Source organism: Pseudomonas sp. UBA6323 (genome assembly GCF_002439135.1).
Lineage (GTDB): Bacteria > Pseudomonadota > Gammaproteobacteria > Pseudomonadales > Pseudomonadaceae > Aquipseudomonas.
This window is the reverse complement of the sequence record NZ_DJSX01000069.1, coordinates 58629-78874: the sequence shown is the minus strand read 5'-3', so window position 1 is coordinate 78874 and position 20246 is coordinate 58629. Positions and strand designations below refer to the sequence as shown.

Here is a 20246-nt window from a genome sequence, read left to right as displayed (position 1 = left end):
GCGGTCTGATCCCCGATGATCTGCCACCTGCTGACCTGTGGCCCGCTCTCGCCGGGATGGCTACCGGCCTCGTAGCGCTGGCCGGCTTCGCTCTGCCGCCGCTGGCGGCTCTCGGGCGCGTGCCGCCGCTGCGCGTGCTGCGCCGCGACATGCTGCCGGTGCCGGCGAGCTCCTGGCTGGTGTACGGCGCGGCGCTGGTCGCGCTGGGCCTGATCATGTGGCGCCTGAGCCTGGACCTGCGCCTGACCCTGGCACTGCTCGGCGGTGGCCTGCTGGCGGCGGTAGTGCTCGGCGGCCTGCTGTTGCTCGGCCTGCAAAGCCTGCGTCGCATGCTGCAACGCGCCGCCCTGCCCTGGCGTTTGGGTCTTGGACAACTGCTGCGCCATCCGCTGGCCGCCGCTGGCCAGTCGCTGGCGTTCGGCCTGATCCTGCTGGCCATGGCGCTAATCGCTCTGCTGCGTGGCGAGCTGCTCGACACCTGGCAGGACCAGTTGCCGGAGGATGCGCCCAACCACTTCGCCCTCAACGTGCTGCCGGCAGAACGCGATGCCTTCGCCGCACGCCTGGCCGAACTATCGCCACACCCGGCGCCGCTGTATCCGGTGGTGCCCGGTCGGCTGATCATGATCAACGACGAGCCGGTGCGCCAACTGGTGACCAAGGAAAGCCGCGGCGAGCGCGCCATCCAGCGCGACCTCAGCCTGACCTGGGCCGAGGAGCTGCCATCGGACAACCTGATCACCGCCGGCAATTGGTGGGGCGCGGCGCACGCCAGCGAACTGCCTGGCGTTTCCGTCGAGGCCGAGCTGGCTGAAAGCCTGCAGTTGAAACTGGGCGACCGCCTGCGCTTCAACGTCGGCGGCATCGAGCGCGAAGCGCAGGTCAGCAGCCTGCGCCAGGTGGACTGGGACAGCTTCCAGCCCAACTTCTACATGATCTTCGAGCCGCAGACCCTGCAGGACCTGCCCGCCACCTACCTGACCAGCTTTTACCTGCCACCCGGCCAGGACGCGGAATTGGTCACCCTCAGCCGCGCCTTCCCCAGCGTCACCCTGCTGCAGGTCGACGCGCTGCTGGCGCAGCTGCGCAGCATTCTCGCCCAGGTCACCCTGGCCATCGAGTACGTGCTGCTGTTCGTACTCGCCGCCGGCATCACCGTGCTCCTCGCAGGACTGCAGGCCACGCTGGACGAGCGCATTCGCCAGGGGGCGTTACTGCGCGCCTTGGGCGCCGAGCGCAAGTTGCTGATCAGCGCCCGACGTGCCGAGTTCGGTCTGCTGGGCGCTGCCGCCGGCCTGCTTGCCGCGCTGGGCTGCGAGCTGGTGAGTTTCCTGCTCTACCGTTATGCCTTCGACATGAGCTGGCAGCCTCACCCCCGGTTGCTCCTGCTCCCTGTGATTGGCGCTCTGCTGATCGGCCTGGCCGGCGTACTCGGCACCCGCCGCGCTCTGAATGCCAGCCCCCTGAGCGTATTGCGCGAAGGCTGAGCCTGGAGGAAGGGGTTTGCTAGACTGGCGCCCCTTTGCCCCTCTAAGAGACACCATGAGCCGCTATCGCCCCCCTCGCCCTGCGGGCACCCCCTTGATCACGCCTGAAGGCGAAGCGCGCCTGCGCGCCGAGCTGCACGAGCTGTGGCATGTGCGCAGGCCACAGGTGACGCAATCGGTCAGCGAAGCGGCGGCCCAGGGCGACCGTTCGGAAAACGCCGAGTACACCTACGGCAAGAAAATGCTGCGCGAAATCGACAGCCGCGTGCGCTTTCTCACCAAGCGCCTGGAAAAGCTCAAGGTGGTCAGCGAAAAACCGTCCGATCCGAACAAGGTGTACTTCGGCGCCTGGGTCACCATCGAAGACGAGGACGGCGAACAGTCACGCTACCGTATCGTCGGCCCTGACGAGCTGGACCTGAAGCAGGGCCTGATCAGCATCGACTCGCCACTGGCGCGCGCCCTGGTCGGCAAGGAACTGGACGCCGAGGTTCGCGTGCACAGCCCCAGTGGCGAGAAGACCTGCTACATCGTCGAGATCGACTATTCCTAGACACTGCCCCACGTAGGGCGGGTGATCAGCCCCTGACGCGCCACGCGCACCAGCTCACCCACGGTTTGCGCCAGATCCTCGGCGCACGGGGCCTGGATCACCGCCAGGTCGAAGCTGTCCCGCGCGAAGCGGCTCAGCGACTCGCCGTTCTGTACGAACTGGATGCGAAACGCACGCGACCCGGCCCAGCGCTTGGGCCAGCCTTCGAGATAACGCAGCAAGGTGGGCTGATGGCTTCCGCCGAGCAGCACGCGCGGATTGCGCAGCAGCAGGCCCGAGGTGATGGGCGCCAGGCGAATAAGGGGTTGGGGACAGATCATGGTCGAGTCTCCGCCTCGAGAATCCCGCTGGGCAGCGGTGGGAGGCGACACCGAACCAGCGCTTTAGCGGAATTTCAGGTGCTGATGACAACACCTTGTGGCGCCCCGCAAGTAGCTGTTTAAATCGGCGCAGGGCGCATCCTAGAGAAGCCCACGGCAAACTGTCAAGGCGCGCTCCGCTGCCAGCCTGACCTTTGATTGGCCAACGGCCCACGCGCCGCTATGCCGGTCACCCGAAACCCTCGCCATCCGTTCTCGGGGCAGCACAATGTGCGGCCCTGCGCGCGCTAAGGTGTGTCGGCACGTAACAGAACTTAGCCGACGTTATCGCCGCACGATAGGCTCAGTAGCAAGCAAAGTACCGGAATAGAGGCATTACGCAAAAAAGCAGGGCAATGGCATGTTTCCTGCCATCGTTCTTGCGCCGTACGTGCCACGGGATGGGTGCGATCGCCTGGCAGGAAGCTTTCCAATCAATCCATCGAGAGCGCCCATGAAGAACAATAAAACCCTGCTCGCCCTCTGCCTCGGCGCCGGCCTGCTCGCCAGCGGCCAGACCCAGGCCGCCTGGTTCGGCTCCTCAGGCTACACCCAGACCCAATATCCCATCGTCCTCGGCCACGGCATGCTCGGCTTCGACAGCATCCTGGGCATCGATTACTGGTATGGCATTCCGGCCGCCCTGCGCCGTGACGGCGCCAGCGTCTATGTCACCGAAGTCAGCCAGCTGGACACTTCGGAAGCGCGCGGCGAGCAATTGCTGCAGCAGGTCGAGGACATCGTCGCCATCAGCGGCAAGCGCAAGGTCAACCTGATCGGCCATAGCCATGGCGGCCCGACCACGCGCTACGTCGCTGCGGTGCGTCCGGACCTGGTCGCCTCGGTCACCAGCGTCGGCGCACCGCACCGGGGCTCAGCCACTGCCGACTTCCTCAAGGGCATCAGCGATGGACCCACCGGCCCGGTCGCCACCCCGCTGCTTGCGGGCATCGTCAATGGCCTGGGTACGCTGATCAACTTCCTCTCCGGCAGCTCCAGCACCACGCCGCAAAATGCCCTGGGTTCGCTGGAATCGCTCAACAGCGAAGGCGCAGCGCGCTTCAACGCCAAGTTCCCGCAGGGCATTCCCACCAGTGCCTGTGGCGAAGGGGCCTATAGCGTGAACGGCGTGCGCTATTACTCCTGGAGCGGCACCAGCCCGCTGACCAACGTGCTCGACCCCAGTGACCTGCTGATGGGCGCGTCCTCGCTGACCTTCGGCAACGAGGCCAACGACGGCCTGGTTGGTCGCTGCAGCTCGCGCATGGGCCAGGTGATCCGTGACAACTACCGGATGAACCACCTCGACGAGGTCAACCAGACCCTCGGCCTGACCAGCCTGTTCGAGACCGATCCGGTGACGGTCTACCGCCAGCACGCCAACCGCCTGAAGAACGCCGGGCTCTGAACTGCAGTTCCTCGCAGGGTACGCACGACGCACCCTGCGAGGCATCAGCGCTGAGCAACGGTTCGGACTGCGATCCGACGTCTTACTGGAACCTGCCGTGAAGAAAGCCCTGTTAGCCCTGCCTCTACTGATCGCCGCCAGCCTGGCGTTGATGCTTTATCTGCAACCCGGGCACCAGCCCACTCAACTCCCTTCTCCCGCCGCCGTGATGGCGCCGCCATCCGCAGCAGAGCCGACTGCCGAGACCACAGCGCCGCGCAGCGAAGACAGACCGAACAAGGCTGCCAGGCTGGCCCTGCCCAGCTCCTTTGTCGGCACCGAAGTCGACGGCAGCTTTCGCATCGATGCTGCCGGCAATCTGATCGTCAGCGAGGATATCCGGCGGATCTTCGATTACTTCCTCGCCAGCATCGGCGAAGAAAGCCTCGATGCTAGTGTTTCGCGGCTGCGCACCTACATCGACAGCCAGCTTCAGGAGCCGGCGAGAGCCCGTGCCCGGACGCTGTTGGAGCAGTACCTGAGCTACAAGCTTGAGCTGGTGCTGCTTGAGCGTGACCTGCCGCAAATGGCCAGCCTGGATGCCATGCTCCAGCGCGAGAGCGCCGTACAGGCCTTGCGCGCGCGCCTGTTCGACAACGAGACGCACCAGGCCTTCTTCGCCCGCGAGGAAGGCTATAACCGCTTCACCCTGGAGCGCCTGGCCATCCAGCACGACGCCCGTATGAGTCCCGAAGAAAAAGGCATTGCCGTCGACCGCTTGCGTACCTCCCTGCCCGAAGAGCTACAGGACGCCGTACTGCCGCAACTGCAACAGGAACTACGGCAGAACACAGCGCGGCTGCAGGCCGAGGGCGCCAGCGCAGCGCAGATCCGCCAGATGCGCCAGCAACTGGTCGGTGCAGAAGCCACCACGCGTCTTGAGGCGCTGGATAGCCAGCGGGAGAATTGGCAGCAACGTCTGGGCGACTACATCGCCGCGAAAGCGCGTATCGAGGCCAGCGAAGGCCTCAGCAGCGGAGACAAGCGTGCAGCGATCGAGGCTCTGGCTGCAGAACGTTTCGATGAGCGCGAACGCCTGCGTCTGGATGCCGCCGAACAGTTGGCGGCGAGCAAGAAGCAGTAGCGTCAGGCGCTGTCGCGCATCACCAGTTCGAAACCGACGTCGATACAGTGTTGCTCCGGCGTTTCACCGCGCATCAGCGCCAGCAGCATGTTCGCCGCCAGCTCGCCGATACGACCGCGCGTGGTGCGCACCGTGCTCAGAGCAGGATGCATCCAGGCCGCCGCCGGCAGATCGTTGAAGCCGGCGATAGCCAGGCGTCCCGGCACGTCCAGGCCCAGCTGGCGCGCACGGAACAGCGCGCCCATGGCCAGGTCGTCGTTGTTGAAGAACACCGCATCGATCTGCGGTTGCTGCGCCAGCAGGCGATCGAGCAACTCGGCGCCCAGGCCGATCGACGACAGCTGCGGCGTCAGCAGCTCCAGCGCCGGATCATGGCGATTGAGGTACTGCATCACCTGGCGATAGCCCTCGGCGCGCTGCAGGGTACGCGGGTCGAGCTGCGCCGCGGCGAAGGCGACGTGACGATAACCGCGCTGCACCAGGGCACGGGTCATGGCAGCGCCGGCCTCGACCTGCGAAAAGCCGACGCAGTAGTCCTCCGGCTCTTCGCTCAGCTCCATCAGCGTCACCAGCGGGCAGCTGCTGGCACCGAGGATTTCACGCGCCGCATCGCTGCGCTCGAAGCCGGTGACCAGCATGCCCGCCGGCTGGTGCGCCAGGTAGGAACGCAGCAGGCGCTCGTCCTCCTCGACCCGGTAGTGGCTGACGCCGATCATCATCTCGAAACCGGCCGGCATCAGCACACGCTGGATGGCCTCGACGGTATCGACGAACACCGAATTCGACAGCGACGGAATCACCACCGCCACCAGATTCGAGCGCGAACTGGCCAACGCCCGCGCAGCCGGGTTGGGCACGTAGCCCAGCGCCTGCGCAGCGCGCATCACCTGTTCGCGCAGTGCATCGGATACCCGCCCCGGCTGCGACAGTGCGCGCGAGGCAGACATCAGCGAACAGCCGGCGGCCTTGGCCACATCGGACAGGGTGACGCGTTCAGCGGACCGGCGACGGCGTTGAGTCATAGCGCCTCCATTGTTTACCAGCGGGCGATTCTACCAGCCCCGCTGGTGAATAAAGCGCGGGACACGCCGCCCGGGGTAACGCCACCATGCAAGGAGCGTTACCACCTGCGTGCCCCGCTAAACCTCGAACCTGACCAGCTTTGGCTGTGCGCTGCCTGGCCTGAGCCTGGGCAGGTTCTTACAAAGCTTTGCTGCGCTCCAGCCCTCTCCCATAAATGGAGAGGGGAGCTAAGCGCGCAGCCTTAACTGAACAGCATTGCTTACAAAGCAGCCTTTTCGGCTTCGGCCTGAACCTGATCGAACAGATGCTGGCCGACCGTGTCGACGACCTTCTGGATCGCCGGCGCGGCCTGGTCACGCATGCGCTGTACTTCGGCCGGCTCCACTTCGTTGATCTGCATGCCCTTCTCCTTTAGCTCGGCCAGGGCGCGAGCTGCTTCCTCGCGGGTGTCCTTACGCTCGAAGTCGCGTGCCTTCTTGGCCGCCTCCAGCAGGATGTTCTGCTCGGTCTGCGACAGGCCGTCCCACCAGCGCTTGGACACGGTGACAATCCACGGGCTGTACACGTGGTTGGTTACGGTCAGGTACTTCTGCACTTCGTAGAACTTCGAGGAGAGGATGGTGTTGAACGGGTTTTCCTGGCCGTCGACCGCCTTGGTCTCCAGCGCGGTGAACAGCTCGGAGAACGGCAGCGGCACGGCGTTTGCGCCCATCAGTTTGAAAGTCTCGAGGAACACCGGGTTGGGCATCACGCGCAGCTTGACCCCGGAGAAGTCCTCCAGCTTGTTGATCGGACGGCTGTTGTTGGTCAGGTTGCGGAAGCCGTTCTCCCAGTACACCAGGCCGACCAGCCCCTTCTCTTCCAGCTTGTCCATGACCTGGCGACCGACCGGACCGTCCAGCACCACATCGGCTTGCTCGGCACTGCTGAACAGGAACGGCGTGTCCCACACCGCCATTTCCTTGGTGATGCCTACCAGGGTGGCGGTGGAACCGACCATCATTTCCTGCGCGCCGCCGATCAGTGCGCTCTGCATCTGATCGTCCGACCCCAGGCTGGCAGCACCGAAGGTGCGCACCTTGAGCTTACCGTCGGAGGCTTTGGCTACCTCCTCGGCGAACAGCTTGGCCGCACGGCCCTGGTTGCTGTTCTCGTTGAGGCCATAGCCGAAGCGGATCATTCGTGAACGGACGTCATCAGCGTGAACGGTGACGGCGGCGAGTGGGCTGCACAGCATGGCAGCGGTGAGGATGGCGAGCAGCGGACGTTTCATCGGGACTACCTCTTATTGTTGTTAATGTTGCCGGCGCGCCAGCGCCGGTGGGTCAACTCAGCGCAACCAGGCCAGCGGCACGGTGACGATGGCGGGGAACGCCACCAGCGCCACGACGATGGCCAGATAGATCAGAAAGAACGGCATGACGCCGCGCACCAGCACCTCCATGCGTAGCTTGCCGATGCCGCCGACGACGTTGAGCACCGTGCCAACTGGCGGAGTGATCAGACCGATGGAGCCGATCAGCACGAACATCACGCCGAAATACACCGGATCGACGCCGGCCTTGATCGCGATGGGCGCGAGCACCGGGGCCAGGATCAGGATGGTCGGGGTCAGGTCCAGCACCATGCCCACTGCGATCATCAGCAGCATGATCGCCAGCACCAGCAACCGCGGATGCTCGGCCAGCGGCCCGAGCATCGCGCCGATCTCGTCCGGCAACTGCGCCAGGGTGATCATGTAGGCCGATACCGTGGCGGCCGCGCAGAGGAACATCACCGACGCCGTGGTGCGACTGGCGCGGGTCAGGGTTTCCATCAGGTCGCTCCAGCTCAGCTCACGGTAAAGCAAGGTGGACACCGCCAGCGCATAGACCGCCGCGACCACGGCCGCCTCGGTAGGCGTGAAGATGCCGAAGCGCAGGCCGCCGACGATGATCACCGGTAGCATCAGCGCCGCCACACCGTCGATCAGCACCCGGCGCCGCTCGGCGGCACTGGCCTTGGGCGGCGTCGGCTCGGTGAAGCCGCGAGCGATCAGGGTCCAGGCGATGATCAGACCTGCGCCCATGATCAGTCCCGGCACCAGGCCGGCCATGAACAGCTGGCTGATGGATGTATTGGTGACCACCCCGTAGATCACGAAGGGCATCGACGGCGGAATGATCGGCGCGATGATGCCGCCGGCGGCCACCAGGCCAGCCGAGGAATGTACCGGGTAACCGCGCTGGCGCATCATCGGCAGCAACAAGGTGGCGAGCGCCGCGGTATCGGCCAGGGCCGAACCGGACATGCTGGCCAACAGCACTGCGGCTGCGATGGCGACGTAGCCGAGGCCGCCGCGCAGGTGACCGAAATACGCCTGGGCCATGGCGATGATGCGCCGGGAAATACCACCGGCGTTCATCAGCTCACCGGCGAGGATGAAGAACGGCACCGCCAGCAACGGGAAACTGTCAGCACCAGCGAGCAGGTTCTGCGCCAGCAATTGCACGTCCCAGAAGTCCAGGTACCACATCAGCACGGCCGCCGTGAGGATCAGGGCGAACGCAATGGGCATGCCGAATGCCATGAACCCCAGCAGGGAGGAAAGAAATACCGCGACAGTCATCGGCAGGTCCTCGGTGGGCAGTGCCCGTCTTGTTGGAATGGGGTCGGCATCATTCGACGTGCGCCTGGGTCAGCGTTACCTGTGGCGCACGCCGCCAGAGGTTGACCAGTTGCACCACGGCGAGAATCGCCAGCACCAGCATGCTCGCCAGCACCGGCAGCATGGCCAGCACCACGGGGTATCCAACCACCGTACTGACGTTGCCCCAGCCGAATTGCACCTGATTCCAGGCGCCCCAGGCCGAGAGCAGGCTGGCCCCGGCAACCAGCATCCAGCTCAGCGAATCCACCAGGCGTTGCGCCAGCAGCGGGAAGCGGTCGCGGATCATGCGGAAGGTCATCAGCTCGCCACGGCGCATGCCGGAGGCCACGCCGACGAACACCAGCCAGACGAAGGCCAGGCGCGACAGTTCCTCGGCGCCCGGCCAGCCGGTGCCGAATGCATAGCGCAGCACCACGTTGGCGAACACGGCCACCACCATGAACGCCATCAGAACGGCCATCAGGCCATCGCTCAGGCGGTCGAACAGACGCGCGATACGGCCCTCATAGATTGGCTCGGCACCCAGTTGCGCCGCTTGGTTAGCGCTATCAATTTCGCTATCGAGAACATCCTGAGCTTCGCTGGAAACCGCCTCCGTGGCATCGCGGCGCACCCAGGCCTGAATTTCGGCCACTACGACTTGCCGGGGCTGCTGCGCATCCACAACACGTACATGCGCCTCACCGGCCGGGCTTTCGAGGGTGGCGAACTGGCTATCGACCAGGGAGATCGGCATGAAATGCCCGGGGCGCGCACCGACACGCTGCACCGCAGTGGCGTGATCGATATTCAGGTGCACGAATTGCAGCCCAGGAATCGCCTGGCGCAGGCGCTCCCGATAGACGCGCTTGAGCGCCGAGCAGGCCAGCACGAAGCACTCTCCGGCGGCCTGTGCTGCCAGCATCTGCTCGCACAGCGCATCGAGCCAGTGGCGGCGATCCTCGTCGCTCAGCGGGATACCCGCACGCATGCGCTCGACGTTTTCGGCAGGATGGAAATGATCGGCTTCGATATGGCGCCAGCCCAGGGCAGCTGCAACCGCCTGACTGATCTCGCTCTTGCCGGAACCACTGACCCCCATGACCACGAGCGTGGTGCGGGCAGGCAGTGCGGAAGGCTGCTGTTGCATGGGAACTCCATGGGCACCATCGAGGTGGGCCGCTCATTGTTTGAGCCGGATGTTAGCGCTATCCAAAACGTTCGACAATCCCCCGTTTTCAACATTTTTTGCGGCATTGCCGGGCGACCTGCGTCCAACTGACGCAAAACTTCGCCGGCCCGGGTCAACCACGAAGCCCGGCCGAGCCATTAACCGAAGACAGGGTCGCGACTCGACCTGGCGGTTCCCAACCCGCCTGAATACGGCTAGAGTCGCATTCATTCAGGGCTCGCCCGCGCGCTTCAGGGCGAACCGGCAAAACAACAAAAGGCTGCGAGCCAACGCACCATTGCAAGGAGTGCCCATGAGCATCCATTCGCCCGGGGCGTGCCCTAGCGATCTCACTGCTTTCGTGGCCGATCATTTTCCGGAGCGTCGCATCCATCCGGACGAACAGATCGCCCGTTCCTGGTACCGCAGCGTGATGCAGCATCGTCTCGATCCACACGGACAGGGCGAGAAGCATGTGTTGACCGCAGAGGAATTGCGCGAACACCAGCGCTCGCATCAGGACTACCTGAGCATCGCCGGTCAGGGTGTCACCGGCCTGGCCAAGCGCGTAGTACCGGCCGGCTTCGCCGTGCTGCTCAGCGACGAACACGGCGTTACGCTCGATACCCGCCTGCCGCTGCAATACGACCTCTATACCCAGGCCGGGCTGATCGTCGGCGCCTGCTGGGACGAATCCACGGTCGGCACCAATGGCATCGGCACCGCATTGGCCTCGCGCCAGGCCATGACCATTCACCACCAGGAACACTTCCTGGTTTCCAACTTCCGCCTGAGCTGCTCGGTGGCGCCGATCTACGACGCACAGAACCTGCTGCGCGGCTGCCTCAACGCCACCTGCCTCAACAGTGCCGGCCCCAAGGAGGCGCAGTACCTCACGTTGCAGTTGGTGATCATGTACGCGCGGATGATCGAGAACGCCAGCTTCCGCCAGCGCTACCGCGACCGCATGACGCTCTCGGTGAAGTCCCATGATGACATCAGCGACCTGGCCAACGAGCAGTTGCTGGCCCTCGATGAACAGGGGCGGATCATCGGGGCCAACCATGCGGCCTTCGTCAGCTATCAGCAGGAGCGCCAAATCGACCTGCTCGGCAGCCGTATCGACCAGTTGCTCCCGGCTGGGGTCGACGAACTGCTGAGCCTGAGCAACGGTGGCGCGCGCAGCCTCAACCTGCGCACCCTGCAGGACGACGCGCCGGTCGGCGTCAGCCTGCGCGTCCCCGCCGTCCAGCCGCAAACGCGCGCCCGCCCTGGGCCTGCCAACAGCAGCGAACATCCCGACCTGCAACGCCTGGGCGGCAACGATCCGCGCCTGCAGGACGGCGTGCGCCGCCTGCGCAAGGTACTGGACAAGGACATTCCGATCCTCATCACCGGGGAAACCGGCACCGGTAAGGAAGCCTTCGCCCGCGCCATCCACCAAGCCAGCGCGCGTGCCCGCGGCCCCTTCGTGGCACTGAACTGCGCGGCGATTCCGGAAAGCCTGATCGAAAGCGAGTTGTTCGGCTATCGCGGCGGCAGCTTCACCGGCGCCAACAAGAAGGGCATGAAAGGCAAGCTGGAACTGGCTAATGGCGGCACCCTGTTCCTCGACGAGATCGGCGACATGCCGGCGCATCTGCAGACCCGCCTGCTGCGCGTGCTGGCAGAACGCGAGATCTTCCCACTGGGCGCCGAAACTCCGCTGCCGCTGGATGTGCAGGTGATTTCCGCCACCCACCAGGACCTCGCGCAGATGATCGCCAGCAAGGCATTTCGCGAGGATCTGTTCTACCGCCTCAACGGCATGCCTCTGGCCCTGCCTGCGCTGCGCGAGCGCAGCGATCGGGACACGCTGATCGACAGTCTGCTGCGCAACCACGGCCCATTGCGGCTGACCGACGCGGCGCGCCAGCGTCTACTCGAGCACCCCTGGCCCGGCAATATTCGCCAGTTGTCCAGTTGCCTGCGTTATGCCGCGGCACTGGCCGAGGATGGTTGTATCGACCTGGACTGCCTGCCGGCCGAACTGCAGCAGCCTGCCCTGCCCGGCGCGTCTGTGCAGGCGCACGAAGGTCGCCTCGTCAGCCGCCTGGAGAATGACGAAGCACGCCATCTGCAGGCAGCGCTGCGCGAACACCACTGGAATATCAGCGCGGTGGCCGAGGCCTTCGGCGTGGCCCGCTCGACCCTGTATCGCAAGATGAAGAAGTACGGGATCGTGCAGCCCAATGCGCTGTTTTGAGCCGATTGCTCAGCCACGCCCACGCTCCGCGTGCGAGCCATGAAATCAGCGATGCGCCGCTATTGGGGCAAAAGAGCTTCGCGGACAAGTCCGCTCCCACAAGACGGCCATGCCGCATGCTCGCGTAGGAGCGGCTTCAGCCGCGATACCTCGGTTCCCATACAGAACGCGAGAGCCATCAGATCAACGATGCGCCGCGGTTGAGGCCAAAAGCTTCGCGGACAAGTCCGCTCCCACAAGTATGACTGCTGGCAGCTCACTGTCCCTGTGGGAGCGGACTTGTCCGCGAAAAAAATCCCTGCCTCGCCAACAGCACCAGCGCCTGTTCCTGCAGACAAAAAAGAGCGGGCCAGCACTGGCCCGCCCAAGGTCACGCCTTATTCCTGTGCGTAGATCACATGGGTGTGGGTGTACTCGTACAGCCCATGCTTGCCATCTGCGCCGCCAATCCCGGACTTGCGCGTACCGGCGTGGAAGCCCTGCATCGCCTCGAAGTTCTCGCGGTTGATGTAGGTCTCGCCGAAGTCCAGCTCGCGGCTGGCCTTGAGCGCGGCGCTGAGATTGCGGGTATAGATCGACGAGGTCAGGCCATACTCGCTGTCGTTGGCGCGGGCGATGGCTTCGTCGAGATCATCGACGATCTGGATCGGCAGCACCGGGCCGAAGATTTCCTTGCGCATGATCTCCATGTCGCTGGCGCAGCCGGCCAGCACCGTGGGCTGGTAGTGGAAGCCTTGACCCAGGTCGGCCACCGCACCACCGGACATTACCTGCGCGCCCTGCCCGACCGCCGTGCGTACCATCTGCGCGACCTTGTCCAGGCCGGCCTGGTTGATCAGCGGCCCCATGTCCAGATCGGCCTGGGCGGACGGGTCGCCATACCGGGTCGCCGCCATCGCCGAGGCGATCTTGTCGATAAACTGCTCGGCCACCTTGCGCTCGACATAGACGCGCTCGGCGCAGTTGCACACCTGCCCGGTATTGATCACCCGCGAAGCCTTGATGGCGTTTACCGCCAGGTCCAGGTCGGCGTCGGCCAGGACGATGGCCGGCGCCTTGCCGCCCAGTTCCAGGTTGAGCTTGGTGATATGCGGCGCAGCGGCGGCCATGATCCGCGAACCAGTACCAACGCTGCCGGTGAAGCTGATCAGATCGATACCGGCATGGCTGGTCAGCGCACTACCTGCACCAGCGCCAGTACCGCCGACAACGTTGAACACGCCGGTCGGCAGGCCAACTTCCGCCACCAGCTTGGCGAACTCGAAGCAGTTGATCGGGGTTTCCTCGCTGGGCTTGATCACGATGGTGTTGCCGGTCAGCAACGCCGGCGCCATCTTGCGGGCGATGAGGAAGAACGGGAAATTCCACGGCAGGATGCCGGCCACCACGCCCAGCGGCTTGCGCAGCAGGAAGATGTGCTCGCCGGCACGGTCGCTGGTCAGCACCTCGCCTTCCAGGCGGCGCGCCCACTCGGCCATGTAATCGAGGTAATCAGCGGTGAAGTTGACCTCCACCTCGGCCAGCGCCGGCACCTTGCCGCCTTCGCGGGTGATGATCTGCGCCAGGCGCGGGGCGTTGGCGCGCACCTTCTCGGCGATGCGCCGCAGGTAGCCGGCACGCTCAATGGCCGGCTTGGCCGCCCAGCCTTTCTGCGCCTTGCGTGCGGCGGCGATGGCGCGGTCGACCTGCTCATCACTGGCGTCGGGAATGCGCGCCAGCAGGTCGCCGGTAGCCGGGTTGCGCACTTCGATCAGCTTGTCGCTGCCGACGAAGGCGTTATCGATGTAGTTCTGGTAAGTGGTTTCGCTCATGGTCGCTCTCGCTATATGGAGTGGGCGGACGGGCGCATGCCAGGCCGGCATGCGCCCGCGGGGCACCTCTAAAAACTACCTGCGTTGCCATCGCTGCGTTAAAAACAGGCTCGGGCGCGAGTCCGATCAAAATGCTCATTTACAACTCGTAAAGTCGAACGCGACTCCGACCGTTTTTCGCCTGTTCTTGCCTTGCGCTGGCTGCCTCGCCTACGTTTTTAGAAGCGCCCCGTATGGGTCAGTTGGCGCTGAATTTCTTCCAGGCGTCGCCTTCTTCCTGAAGGTCGTGGGCGCGCTTGATCAGGTACTGGTGAATCTGATCGACCTGCTTGGCATCGAAGGCCTCGGCGAACGACGGCATGCCGTCCGGCACGCGGCCGCCGTAGAGGATGCCGAGGAACATCTGGTGCTTCTCCGGCGCCATCTTGCGCAGATCAGGCAGCACGCCGCCGCTGACGGCATGGATGCCGTGGCACTGCGAGCAGTAGCTGTCGTACAGCTTGCCGCCCGCCTCGACGGTTGCCGCATCGCCAGTCAGCGCCGGTGGCTTCGGTGCATTGGCCAATGGCGCCGGCTCCTGCAGCTTGGCGGTACCGCCGAGTTTGTAGGTCAGCACCTGGGCGTAGGGCTGCACGCCGGCACGCAGCGACAGGGCGCCAGCGAAGGTGGAGAACGCGCCGCCCCAGCCGGCCATGAAGGTGACGTACTGCTCGCCGTCCACCGAGTAGGTGATCGGCGCGGCCATCACGCCACTGGCGGCGGGTTGCTCCCAGAGTTTCTTGCCGTCCTCGGCGGCGTAGGCGATCACCCGACCGTCGGCGCTGCCCTCGAACACCAGGTTGCCGGCGGTGCTCAGCGTGCCGCCGTTGAAGATGGTGATGTAGGGCACTTCCCAGGCGGCCTTCTGCTTCACTGGATCCCAGGCGATCAGCTTGCCGGACCAGGACTTGGCCATCTCCAGCAGGCCGTCCGGGCCTTCCGGCATCATGCCGGTGCGCAGGCCAAGCTGGTACATGCTCTTGAACGGGTTGCGCGCCGGGGCCTCCGGAATGTGCTCGTAATAGGCGGACATGATGTGCGCCGGGATGTAGACCAGGCCGGTCTTGGGGTTGAACGACATCGGGTGCCAGTCATGCGCGCCCCAGAACGCCGGGGTGACCAGCTTGCGCTTGCCGTCCTTCCAGTAGGCGGCGGCCTCGTCGTCGACGATGGGCCGGCCGGTCTTCATGTCGATGCCCTTGGCCCAGTTCACCGGCACGATGTTCTCGGCCGACAGCAGCTCGCCGGTGGCGCGGTCGATGACGTAGAAGAAGCCGTTCTTCGGCGCCTGCATCAGCACCTTGCGCTCTTTGCCGTCGATCTCCAGCTCGGCGAGGATCATGTGCTGCGTGGCGGTGAAGTCCCAGGCATCGCCCGGCGTGGTCTGGTAGTGCCAGGCGTACTCACCGGTGTCGGCATCGACGGCGACGATGGACGACAGGAACAGGTTGTCGCCCTTGGCCTCGCTACGCCATTTCGGGTCCCACAGCGAGCCGTTGCCGACGCCGATATAGAGCAGGTTCAGCTCCGGGTCGAAGGCGAAGGAGTCCCACGCTGTGCCGCCACCGCCCTGCTCGGCGAAGGCATCGCCGTGCCAGGTCTTGGCGGCGATTTCCATGGCCTTGTCTTCCGGCGGCAGCTTGGGGTCGCCCGGCACGGTGTAGAAGCGCCAGGCCTGCTCGCCGCTCTCGGCATCGTAGGCGGTGACGTAGCCGCGCACGCCGAACTCGGCGCCGCCGTTGCCGATGATGACCTTGCCATTGACCACCCGCGGCGCGCCGGTGATGGTGTAGCTGCGATTGTGGTCGGAGCGGGTATCGACCGACCAGACACGCTGGCCGGTCTTGGCGTCAATGGCCTCCAGGCGGCCGTCGAGTACGCCGACGTAGACCTTGCCCTTCCATACCGCCACGCCACGGTTGACCGCATCGCAACAGGCCTCGCCGGCGCGATTGCGGTCGGATTGCGGGTCGTACTTCCACAGCAGCTTGCCGTTGCGCGCGTCCAGTGCGTAGACCACCGAGAACGGCCCAGTGGTGTACATCACGCCATCGACGACGATCGGCGTGGCTTCAACGCCGCGGTCCAGGTCGAGCTTGTAGCTCCAGGCCAGGCCCAGTTTGTCGACATTCTGCTGGTTGATCTGCTCCAGCGGGCTGTAGCGCTGTTCGTCGTAGGTGCGCCCGTGGCTCATCCAGTTACCGGGCTCCTGGTCGGCGGCGATGATGCGCTTGCCATCGACATCGGCGGCTTGCGCGGCCTGGCAGAAACCTGCCAGCAGCAGCGCTGCGACCAGGGCAGTTCGGGGAAGACGCAAGGTGGCTTGCCTGTCGAGACTCGAGCGGGCGACAGGCATATTGAGGCCAATCGAACTCATGGTTTTTCTCCAGTTCTTGTTGTGACCACGAACATGATTTCGCGGCTTGCCAGTGCTGGAGCAACGCCTGTGCCAGAGCCGCCTCGATCGCTACGCCCCAGCATTTGCGGGGCCTTGCCGGATTTTCCGGGAGAAGGGCCATGGGACTGATGCGCAACAGGTGTAGCGCCGATCGCTGCAGCTGTTGCAGTGACGCTACAGCTGCAGGCCGCGAGTGCATGGCAAATGCGGGATACAAAATCAGCCACTTCGCGGGCACACCAGCGGGGCTGCCCTGCTACCCTGCACGGCTCGATCCAGAGCCTTCGGCGCGGCGCAGGCCTGCGACCAATGCATCATTACCGACATCGAAGCTGTAGGGAGCCTTCCAGCGATGGCCAGTGTTTTCGGGCAACTCAGGTGTGGCATACGCGCGCCTCGCTGATGGTTTGTCCAACCTGGCACGACCTATGGATGTCCGTTGTTCCAGCGGTTTTCTGGCTGCTCGGCGCGGCGCCGAGACTGCCACTGCTCTGCGCATTGATGACCGACCGCACCTGCAAGACGGTACCCACAAGAAAATCTGAAAAGGATCGCTACATGCGCCTCAAGCTGACCTGCATCGCCCTGCTGCCGGGCCTGACCTTAGCCGACCAGACGCCCTACCAGATCGATGAGCTGGTGATCACCGGCAGCCGCTACCAAGCCAGCGGCTGGCAACTGCCCTTCTCCGTCAACCGTATCGATGCCGAGCAGGCGACGCTCGGCAAGCCCGGCGTCAACCTCTCCGAAGCGCTCGGCAGCGTTCCCGGGCTGGTGGTGCAGAACCGCCAGAACTATGCGCAGGACCTGCAGATTTCCTCACGCGGCTTCGGTGCCCGCTCGGCCTTCGGCATCCGCGGCATCAAGCTGCTGGCCGACGGTGTGCCGCTGTCCAACCCCGACGGCCAGGGCCAGGCGGCCACCTTCGATCTCGACACTCTGGAGCGCATCGAGGTGCTGCGCGGGCCGTTCGCCAGCGTCTACGGCAGCAACTCGGGCGGGGTGATACAGCTGTTCTCGCGCGATGGCGAAGGTGCGCCCAAGGTCGCCGTCGACACCTCACAGGCCGCCTACGGCACCAGTCGCACCCGGGTCTCGGCCGAGGGCGGCAACGACAAGGCCGGCTTCATCATCAACCGCTCGCATTTCGAAACCGATGGCTACCGCGACCACAGCGGCGCGATCCTCGACAAGACCTTCGCCAAGCTGACCCTGTACCCGGACGATGTCAGCAAGCTGAGCCTTAGCTTCAGCGAGCTGGACCAGAACGACACCCAGGACCCGCAAGGGCTGACCTGGGATCAGGTACGCAGCGACCGCCGTGCGGCAGCGCCTAGCGCCCTGCAGTTCGATACGCGCAAGACCGTTGACCATCGCCAGTTCGCCCTCAACTACGAGCGCAGCTTCGCTGCCGGCACCTGGCAAAGCACGGCCTATAGCGGTACGCGCCGGGTGATCCAATACCAGTCGATTCCCGTTGCGGTGCAGGGCAACCCGTCGCACTCCGGCGGAGTGATCGACTTCGAGCGGCGCTTCCACGGTATCGGCAACCGCTGGATTCAGTCGTTCGACCTGGGCAGCAGCCTGCTGACCGTCACTACGGGTCTGGATTACGACTACTCGCGCGATGATCGTCAGGGCTACGAGAACTTCGTTGGCAGCACCCTTGGCGTAAAGGGCGATCTGCGCCGCGACGAACGCAACGAGGTCACCAGCCTCTCGCCCTATGTGCAAGCCGCCTGGCAGCTGGGCAAGCTCCAGCTGCAGGCTGGCCTGCGCCACAGCGAGGTGAAATTCGAGGTGGATGACCATTTCATCCAAGGCGACAACGGCGACGACAGCGGCTCGGTCACCTACCGCAAGCTGACCCCAACCCTGGGCGCCAGCTATGCGCTGCTGCCGGATGTGAATATCTACGCCAGTTGGGGCAAGGGCCTGGAGACACCTACACTCAACGAGCTTTCCTACTCCGGGCCTGACAACACCTTCGGCTTCGACCTGAAACCGGCCACCAGCGAACAATTCGAAGTCGGCCTGAAAGCCCGTCTCGCCGACGCCACCAGCCTGCAGCTGGCACTGTTCCAGATCGATACCGACGACGAGCTGGTGGTCGAATCGGCCAGTGGTGGCCGCAACACCTTTCAGAACGCGGCCCAAACCCGCCGCCGCGGCGTGGAGCTGTCCCTGGAAAGCCATTTGAGCGAAACCCTACGCGCCAACCTTGCCTACACCCATATCGACGCGACCTACAGCAAGGACTTCAGCAGCCGCGGCGAGGTGATCGAGAGCGGAAACCATCTGCCCGGCATTCCCACCAGCACCCTGTATGGCGAGCTTGCCTGGAAGCCAGTCGACTGGTTCAGCACCGCCGTCGAAGGCCTGTATCGCAGCAAGCTTTATGTCGAGGACAGCAACAGCGCCAAGACGGCGCCCAGCTACGCGCTGTTCAACTGGCAGGCGCGCTTCGAGCAGAAGCTAGGCGCGCTGACCTTCAACCAGGTGCTGCGTATCGACAACCTGCTGGATCGTGAGTACATCGGCTCGGTGATCGTCGGCGACAGCAATGGCCGCTACTACGAGCCCGGCCCGGAACGCGCCTGGTATGTCGGTGCTGGCGTGCAGTATCAGTTCGATTGAACTCGGGAACACCAGGGGTATTGGGGGCATTGTGGGAGCGGACTTGTCCGCGAAGCCTTGTCTGGAAAAGCTTCGCGGACAAGTCCGCTCCCACAAAAACCGCGCCGCGCTACAAACTGCGCGCAATCACCATCCGCTGCACGTCGCTGGTGCCTTCATAGATCTGGCACACCCGCACATCGCGGTAGATACGCTCGACCGGGAAGTCCTTGAGATAGCCGTAGCCACCCAGGGTCTGGATCGCCGCCGAGCACACCCGCTCGGCCATCTCCGAGGCGAACAGCTTGGCCATCGAGGCCTCGGTCAAACAGGGCTGCCCGGCCTCGCGCAGGCTGGCAGCGTGATGCACCATCTGCCGTGCCACGGCGATCTGCGTGGCCATATCGGCCAGACGGAAAGCCACCGCCTGATGCTCGATGATCGGTTTGCCGAAGGTCACTCGCTCATGGGCGTAATCGCGCGCCGCCTCGAACGCGGCGCGGGCCATACCCACCGCTTGTGCGGCGATGCCGATGCGACCGCCCTCCAGGTTGGCCAGGGCAATACGATAACCCTCGCCCTCCTCGCCCAGGCGCAGGTCGGCCGGGATACGCACCTCGTCGAGCTGGATCTGGCAGGTGTCGGAGGCATGCTGGCCAAGCTTGTCCTCCACACGCACGACCGAGAAACCCGGCGTATCGGTGGGCACGATAAAGGCGCTGATACCCTTCTTGCCCGCTTGCGCATCAGTGACGGCGAAAACGATGACCATGCCGGCGTGATTGCCTGATGTGATGAACTGCTTGGCACCGTTGAGCACATAGTGGTCGCCATCATGCCGCGCGCGGGTGCGCAGGTCGCTGGCGTCGGAGCCGGCCTGCGGCTCGGTCAGGGCGAAGGCACCAAGCATGCTGCCCTCGGCGAGCGGGCGAAGAAAGCGCTGCTTCTGCTCCTCGCTGCCGTATTTGAGGATCGGCATGCAGCCCACCGAATTGTGCACGCTCATGATGGTGGAACAGGCGCCATCGCCCGCGGCGATCTCCTCCAGAGCCATGGCGTAGGCCAGGTGGCCGGTCTCGGCGCCGCCCCACGACTCGGGCACCAGCATGCCCATAAAGCCCAGCTGGCCCATCTCGGCGATGGCCTCGGCGGGGAAGCGATGCTCGCGATCCCAGTCGGCGGCGAAGGGTTTCAGCCGCTCCTGGGCGAACTGGCGGGCCATGTCACGGATCAGGATTTCTTCTTCAGTGGGTAGCATGGCTGGCTCCGGTAAACGGGTTAATCACCGTGGGAGGCGCTTCAGCGGCGAGCCTTTTCGCGGCTACGACTGCAGGGATGCAGGAGGTAGAGCGAAGCAGGATGCCCGAGCCGAAAGCCCCTTCCA

Annotated in this window: 13 protein-coding genes and 1 pseudogene; 6 read left to right on the top strand and 8 right to left on the bottom strand. The window is 64.8% G+C overall.

Translation table 11 applies throughout. The features are described from left to right. Both B3P22_RS17180 and greB read left to right on the top strand, forming a co-directional pair. Nucleotides 1–1487 (top strand): annotated as a pseudogene (locus tag B3P22_RS17180) (FtsX-like permease family protein); the annotation flags it as partial. Nucleotides 1488–1542: 55 nt separating this feature from the next. Beyond that, on the top strand, nucleotides 1543–2040 hold the full coding sequence (gene greB, locus B3P22_RS17175; RefSeq protein ID WP_275545229.1) for a transcription elongation factor GreB: 498 nt from the start codon (nucleotides 1543–1545) through the stop codon (nucleotides 2038–2040). Here the strand turns inward: greB and B3P22_RS17170 are convergent. After that, on the bottom strand, nucleotides 2037–2360 hold the full coding sequence (locus B3P22_RS17170) for a class I SAM-dependent methyltransferase (RefSeq protein ID WP_296271830.1): 324 nt from the start codon (nucleotides 2358–2360) through the stop codon (nucleotides 2037–2039). The genes greB and B3P22_RS17170 overlap by 4 nt on opposite strands. A gap of 493 nt (nucleotides 2361–2853) precedes the next feature. Here B3P22_RS17170 and B3P22_RS17165 point away from each other — a divergent pair, with 493 nt between their 5' ends. Both B3P22_RS17165 and B3P22_RS17160 read left to right on the top strand, forming a co-directional pair. Next, nucleotides 2854–3807 (top strand): triacylglycerol lipase, encoded by a 954-nt coding sequence (locus B3P22_RS17165; protein ID WP_296271829.1) that lies wholly within the window; start codon nucleotides 2854–2856, stop codon nucleotides 3805–3807. Nucleotides 3808–3904: 97 nt separating this feature from the next. Continuing rightward, nucleotides 3905–4930, top strand: coding sequence for a lipase secretion chaperone (locus B3P22_RS17160; RefSeq protein ID WP_296271828.1), 1026 nt, complete (start codon nucleotides 3905–3907; stop codon nucleotides 4928–4930). 2 nt (nucleotides 4931–4932) lie between these two features. On the opposite strand, the gene B3P22_RS17155 is transcribed toward B3P22_RS17160, so the two are convergent. From B3P22_RS17155 to B3P22_RS17140, 4 genes are all read right to left on the bottom strand, one after another. Continuing rightward, nucleotides 4933–5952, bottom strand: coding sequence for a LacI family DNA-binding transcriptional regulator (locus B3P22_RS17155; protein ID WP_275545233.1), 1020 nt, complete (start codon nucleotides 5950–5952; stop codon nucleotides 4933–4935). A gap of 260 nt (nucleotides 5953–6212) precedes the next feature. Further along, on the bottom strand, nucleotides 6213–7226 hold the full coding sequence (locus B3P22_RS17150; RefSeq protein ID WP_296271827.1) for a TRAP transporter substrate-binding protein: 1014 nt from the start codon (nucleotides 7224–7226) through the stop codon (nucleotides 6213–6215). Nucleotides 7227–7283: 57 nt separating this feature from the next. Beyond that, nucleotides 7284–8561 carry a TRAP transporter large permease gene (locus tag B3P22_RS17145; RefSeq protein WP_275545235.1) on the bottom strand — a complete coding sequence of 426 codons (1278 nt, stop codon included), beginning with the start codon at nucleotides 8559–8561 and terminating at the stop codon, nucleotides 7284–7286. A gap of 49 nt (nucleotides 8562–8610) precedes the next feature. Beyond that, entirely contained in the window at nucleotides 8611–9732 is a 1122-nt protein-coding gene (locus B3P22_RS17140; protein WP_296271826.1) for a gluconokinase, GntK/IdnK-type, read from the bottom strand. 334 nt (nucleotides 9733–10066) lie between these two features. On the opposite strand from B3P22_RS17140, the gene B3P22_RS17135 reads away from it, so the two are divergent. Then, on the top strand, nucleotides 10067–11998 hold the full coding sequence (locus tag B3P22_RS17135) for a sigma-54-dependent Fis family transcriptional regulator (protein WP_296271825.1): 1932 nt from the start codon (nucleotides 10067–10069) through the stop codon (nucleotides 11996–11998). Nucleotides 11999–12375: 377 nt separating this feature from the next. Here B3P22_RS17135 and aldA read toward each other — a convergent pair whose 3' ends face one another. Both aldA and B3P22_RS17125 read right to left on the bottom strand, forming a co-directional pair. Beyond that, on the bottom strand, nucleotides 12376–13809 hold the full coding sequence (aldA, locus tag B3P22_RS17130; protein ID WP_296271824.1) for an aldehyde dehydrogenase: 1434 nt from the start codon (nucleotides 13807–13809) through the stop codon (nucleotides 12376–12378). Between the two features lie 238 nt (nucleotides 13810–14047). Further along, the gene (locus B3P22_RS17125) at nucleotides 14048–16225 is read right to left on the bottom strand and encodes a PQQ-dependent dehydrogenase, methanol/ethanol family (protein WP_296271823.1); all 2178 of its coding nucleotides are present in this window, start codon (nucleotides 16223–16225) and stop codon (nucleotides 14048–14050) included. Between the two features lie 579 nt (nucleotides 16226–16804). Here B3P22_RS17125 and B3P22_RS17120 point away from each other — a divergent pair. Then, nucleotides 16805–18883 carry a TonB-dependent receptor gene (locus B3P22_RS17120; protein ID WP_296271822.1) on the top strand — a complete coding sequence of 693 codons (2079 nt, stop codon included), beginning with the start codon at nucleotides 16805–16807 and terminating at the stop codon, nucleotides 18881–18883. A gap of 109 nt (nucleotides 18884–18992) precedes the next feature. Here the strand turns inward: B3P22_RS17120 and B3P22_RS17115 are convergent, their stop codons facing one another. Then, a complete protein-coding gene (locus B3P22_RS17115; RefSeq protein WP_296271821.1) occupies nucleotides 18993–20120 on the bottom strand; it encodes an acyl-CoA dehydrogenase family protein in 1128 nt (375 codons plus the stop codon). Nucleotides 20121–20246: the final 126 nt, after the last annotated feature.

Excerpts from the sequence above, each read along its gene's own strand:
- greB (WP_275545229.1), top strand. The coding sequence starts at position 1,543 with ATGAGCCGCTATCGCCCCCCTCGCCCTGCGGGCACCCCCTTGATCACG.
- B3P22_RS17170 (WP_296271830.1), bottom strand. The coding sequence starts at position 2,360 with ATGATCTGTCCCCAACCCCTTATTCGCCTGGCGCCCATCACCTCGGGC.
- B3P22_RS17165 (WP_296271829.1), top strand. The coding sequence starts at position 2,854 with ATGAAGAACAATAAAACCCTGCTCGCCCTCTGCCTCGGCGCCGGCCTG.
- B3P22_RS17155 (WP_275545233.1), bottom strand. The coding sequence starts at position 5,952 with ATGACTCAACGCCGTCGCCGGTCCGCTGAACGCGTCACCCTGTCCGAT.
- B3P22_RS17150 (WP_296271827.1), bottom strand. The coding sequence starts at position 7,226 with ATGAAACGTCCGCTGCTCGCCATCCTCACCGCTGCCATGCTGTGCAGC.
- B3P22_RS17145 (WP_275545235.1), bottom strand. The coding sequence starts at position 8,561 with ATGACTGTCGCGGTATTTCTTTCCTCCCTGCTGGGGTTCATGGCATTC.
- B3P22_RS17140 (WP_296271826.1), bottom strand. The coding sequence starts at position 9,732 with ATGCAACAGCAGCCTTCCGCACTGCCTGCCCGCACCACGCTCGTGGTC.
- B3P22_RS17135 (WP_296271825.1), top strand. The coding sequence starts at position 10,067 with ATGAGCATCCATTCGCCCGGGGCGTGCCCTAGCGATCTCACTGCTTTC.
- aldA (WP_296271824.1), bottom strand. The coding sequence starts at position 13,809 with ATGAGCGAAACCACTTACCAGAACTACATCGATAACGCCTTCGTCGGC.
- B3P22_RS17125 (WP_296271823.1), bottom strand. The coding sequence starts at position 16,225 with ATGAGTTCGATTGGCCTCAATATGCCTGTCGCCCGCTCGAGTCTCGAC.
- B3P22_RS17120 (WP_296271822.1), top strand. The coding sequence starts at position 16,805 with ATGCGCCTCAAGCTGACCTGCATCGCCCTGCTGCCGGGCCTGACCTTA.
- B3P22_RS17115 (WP_296271821.1), bottom strand. The coding sequence starts at position 20,120 with ATGCTACCCACTGAAGAAGAAATCCTGATCCGTGACATGGCCCGCCAG.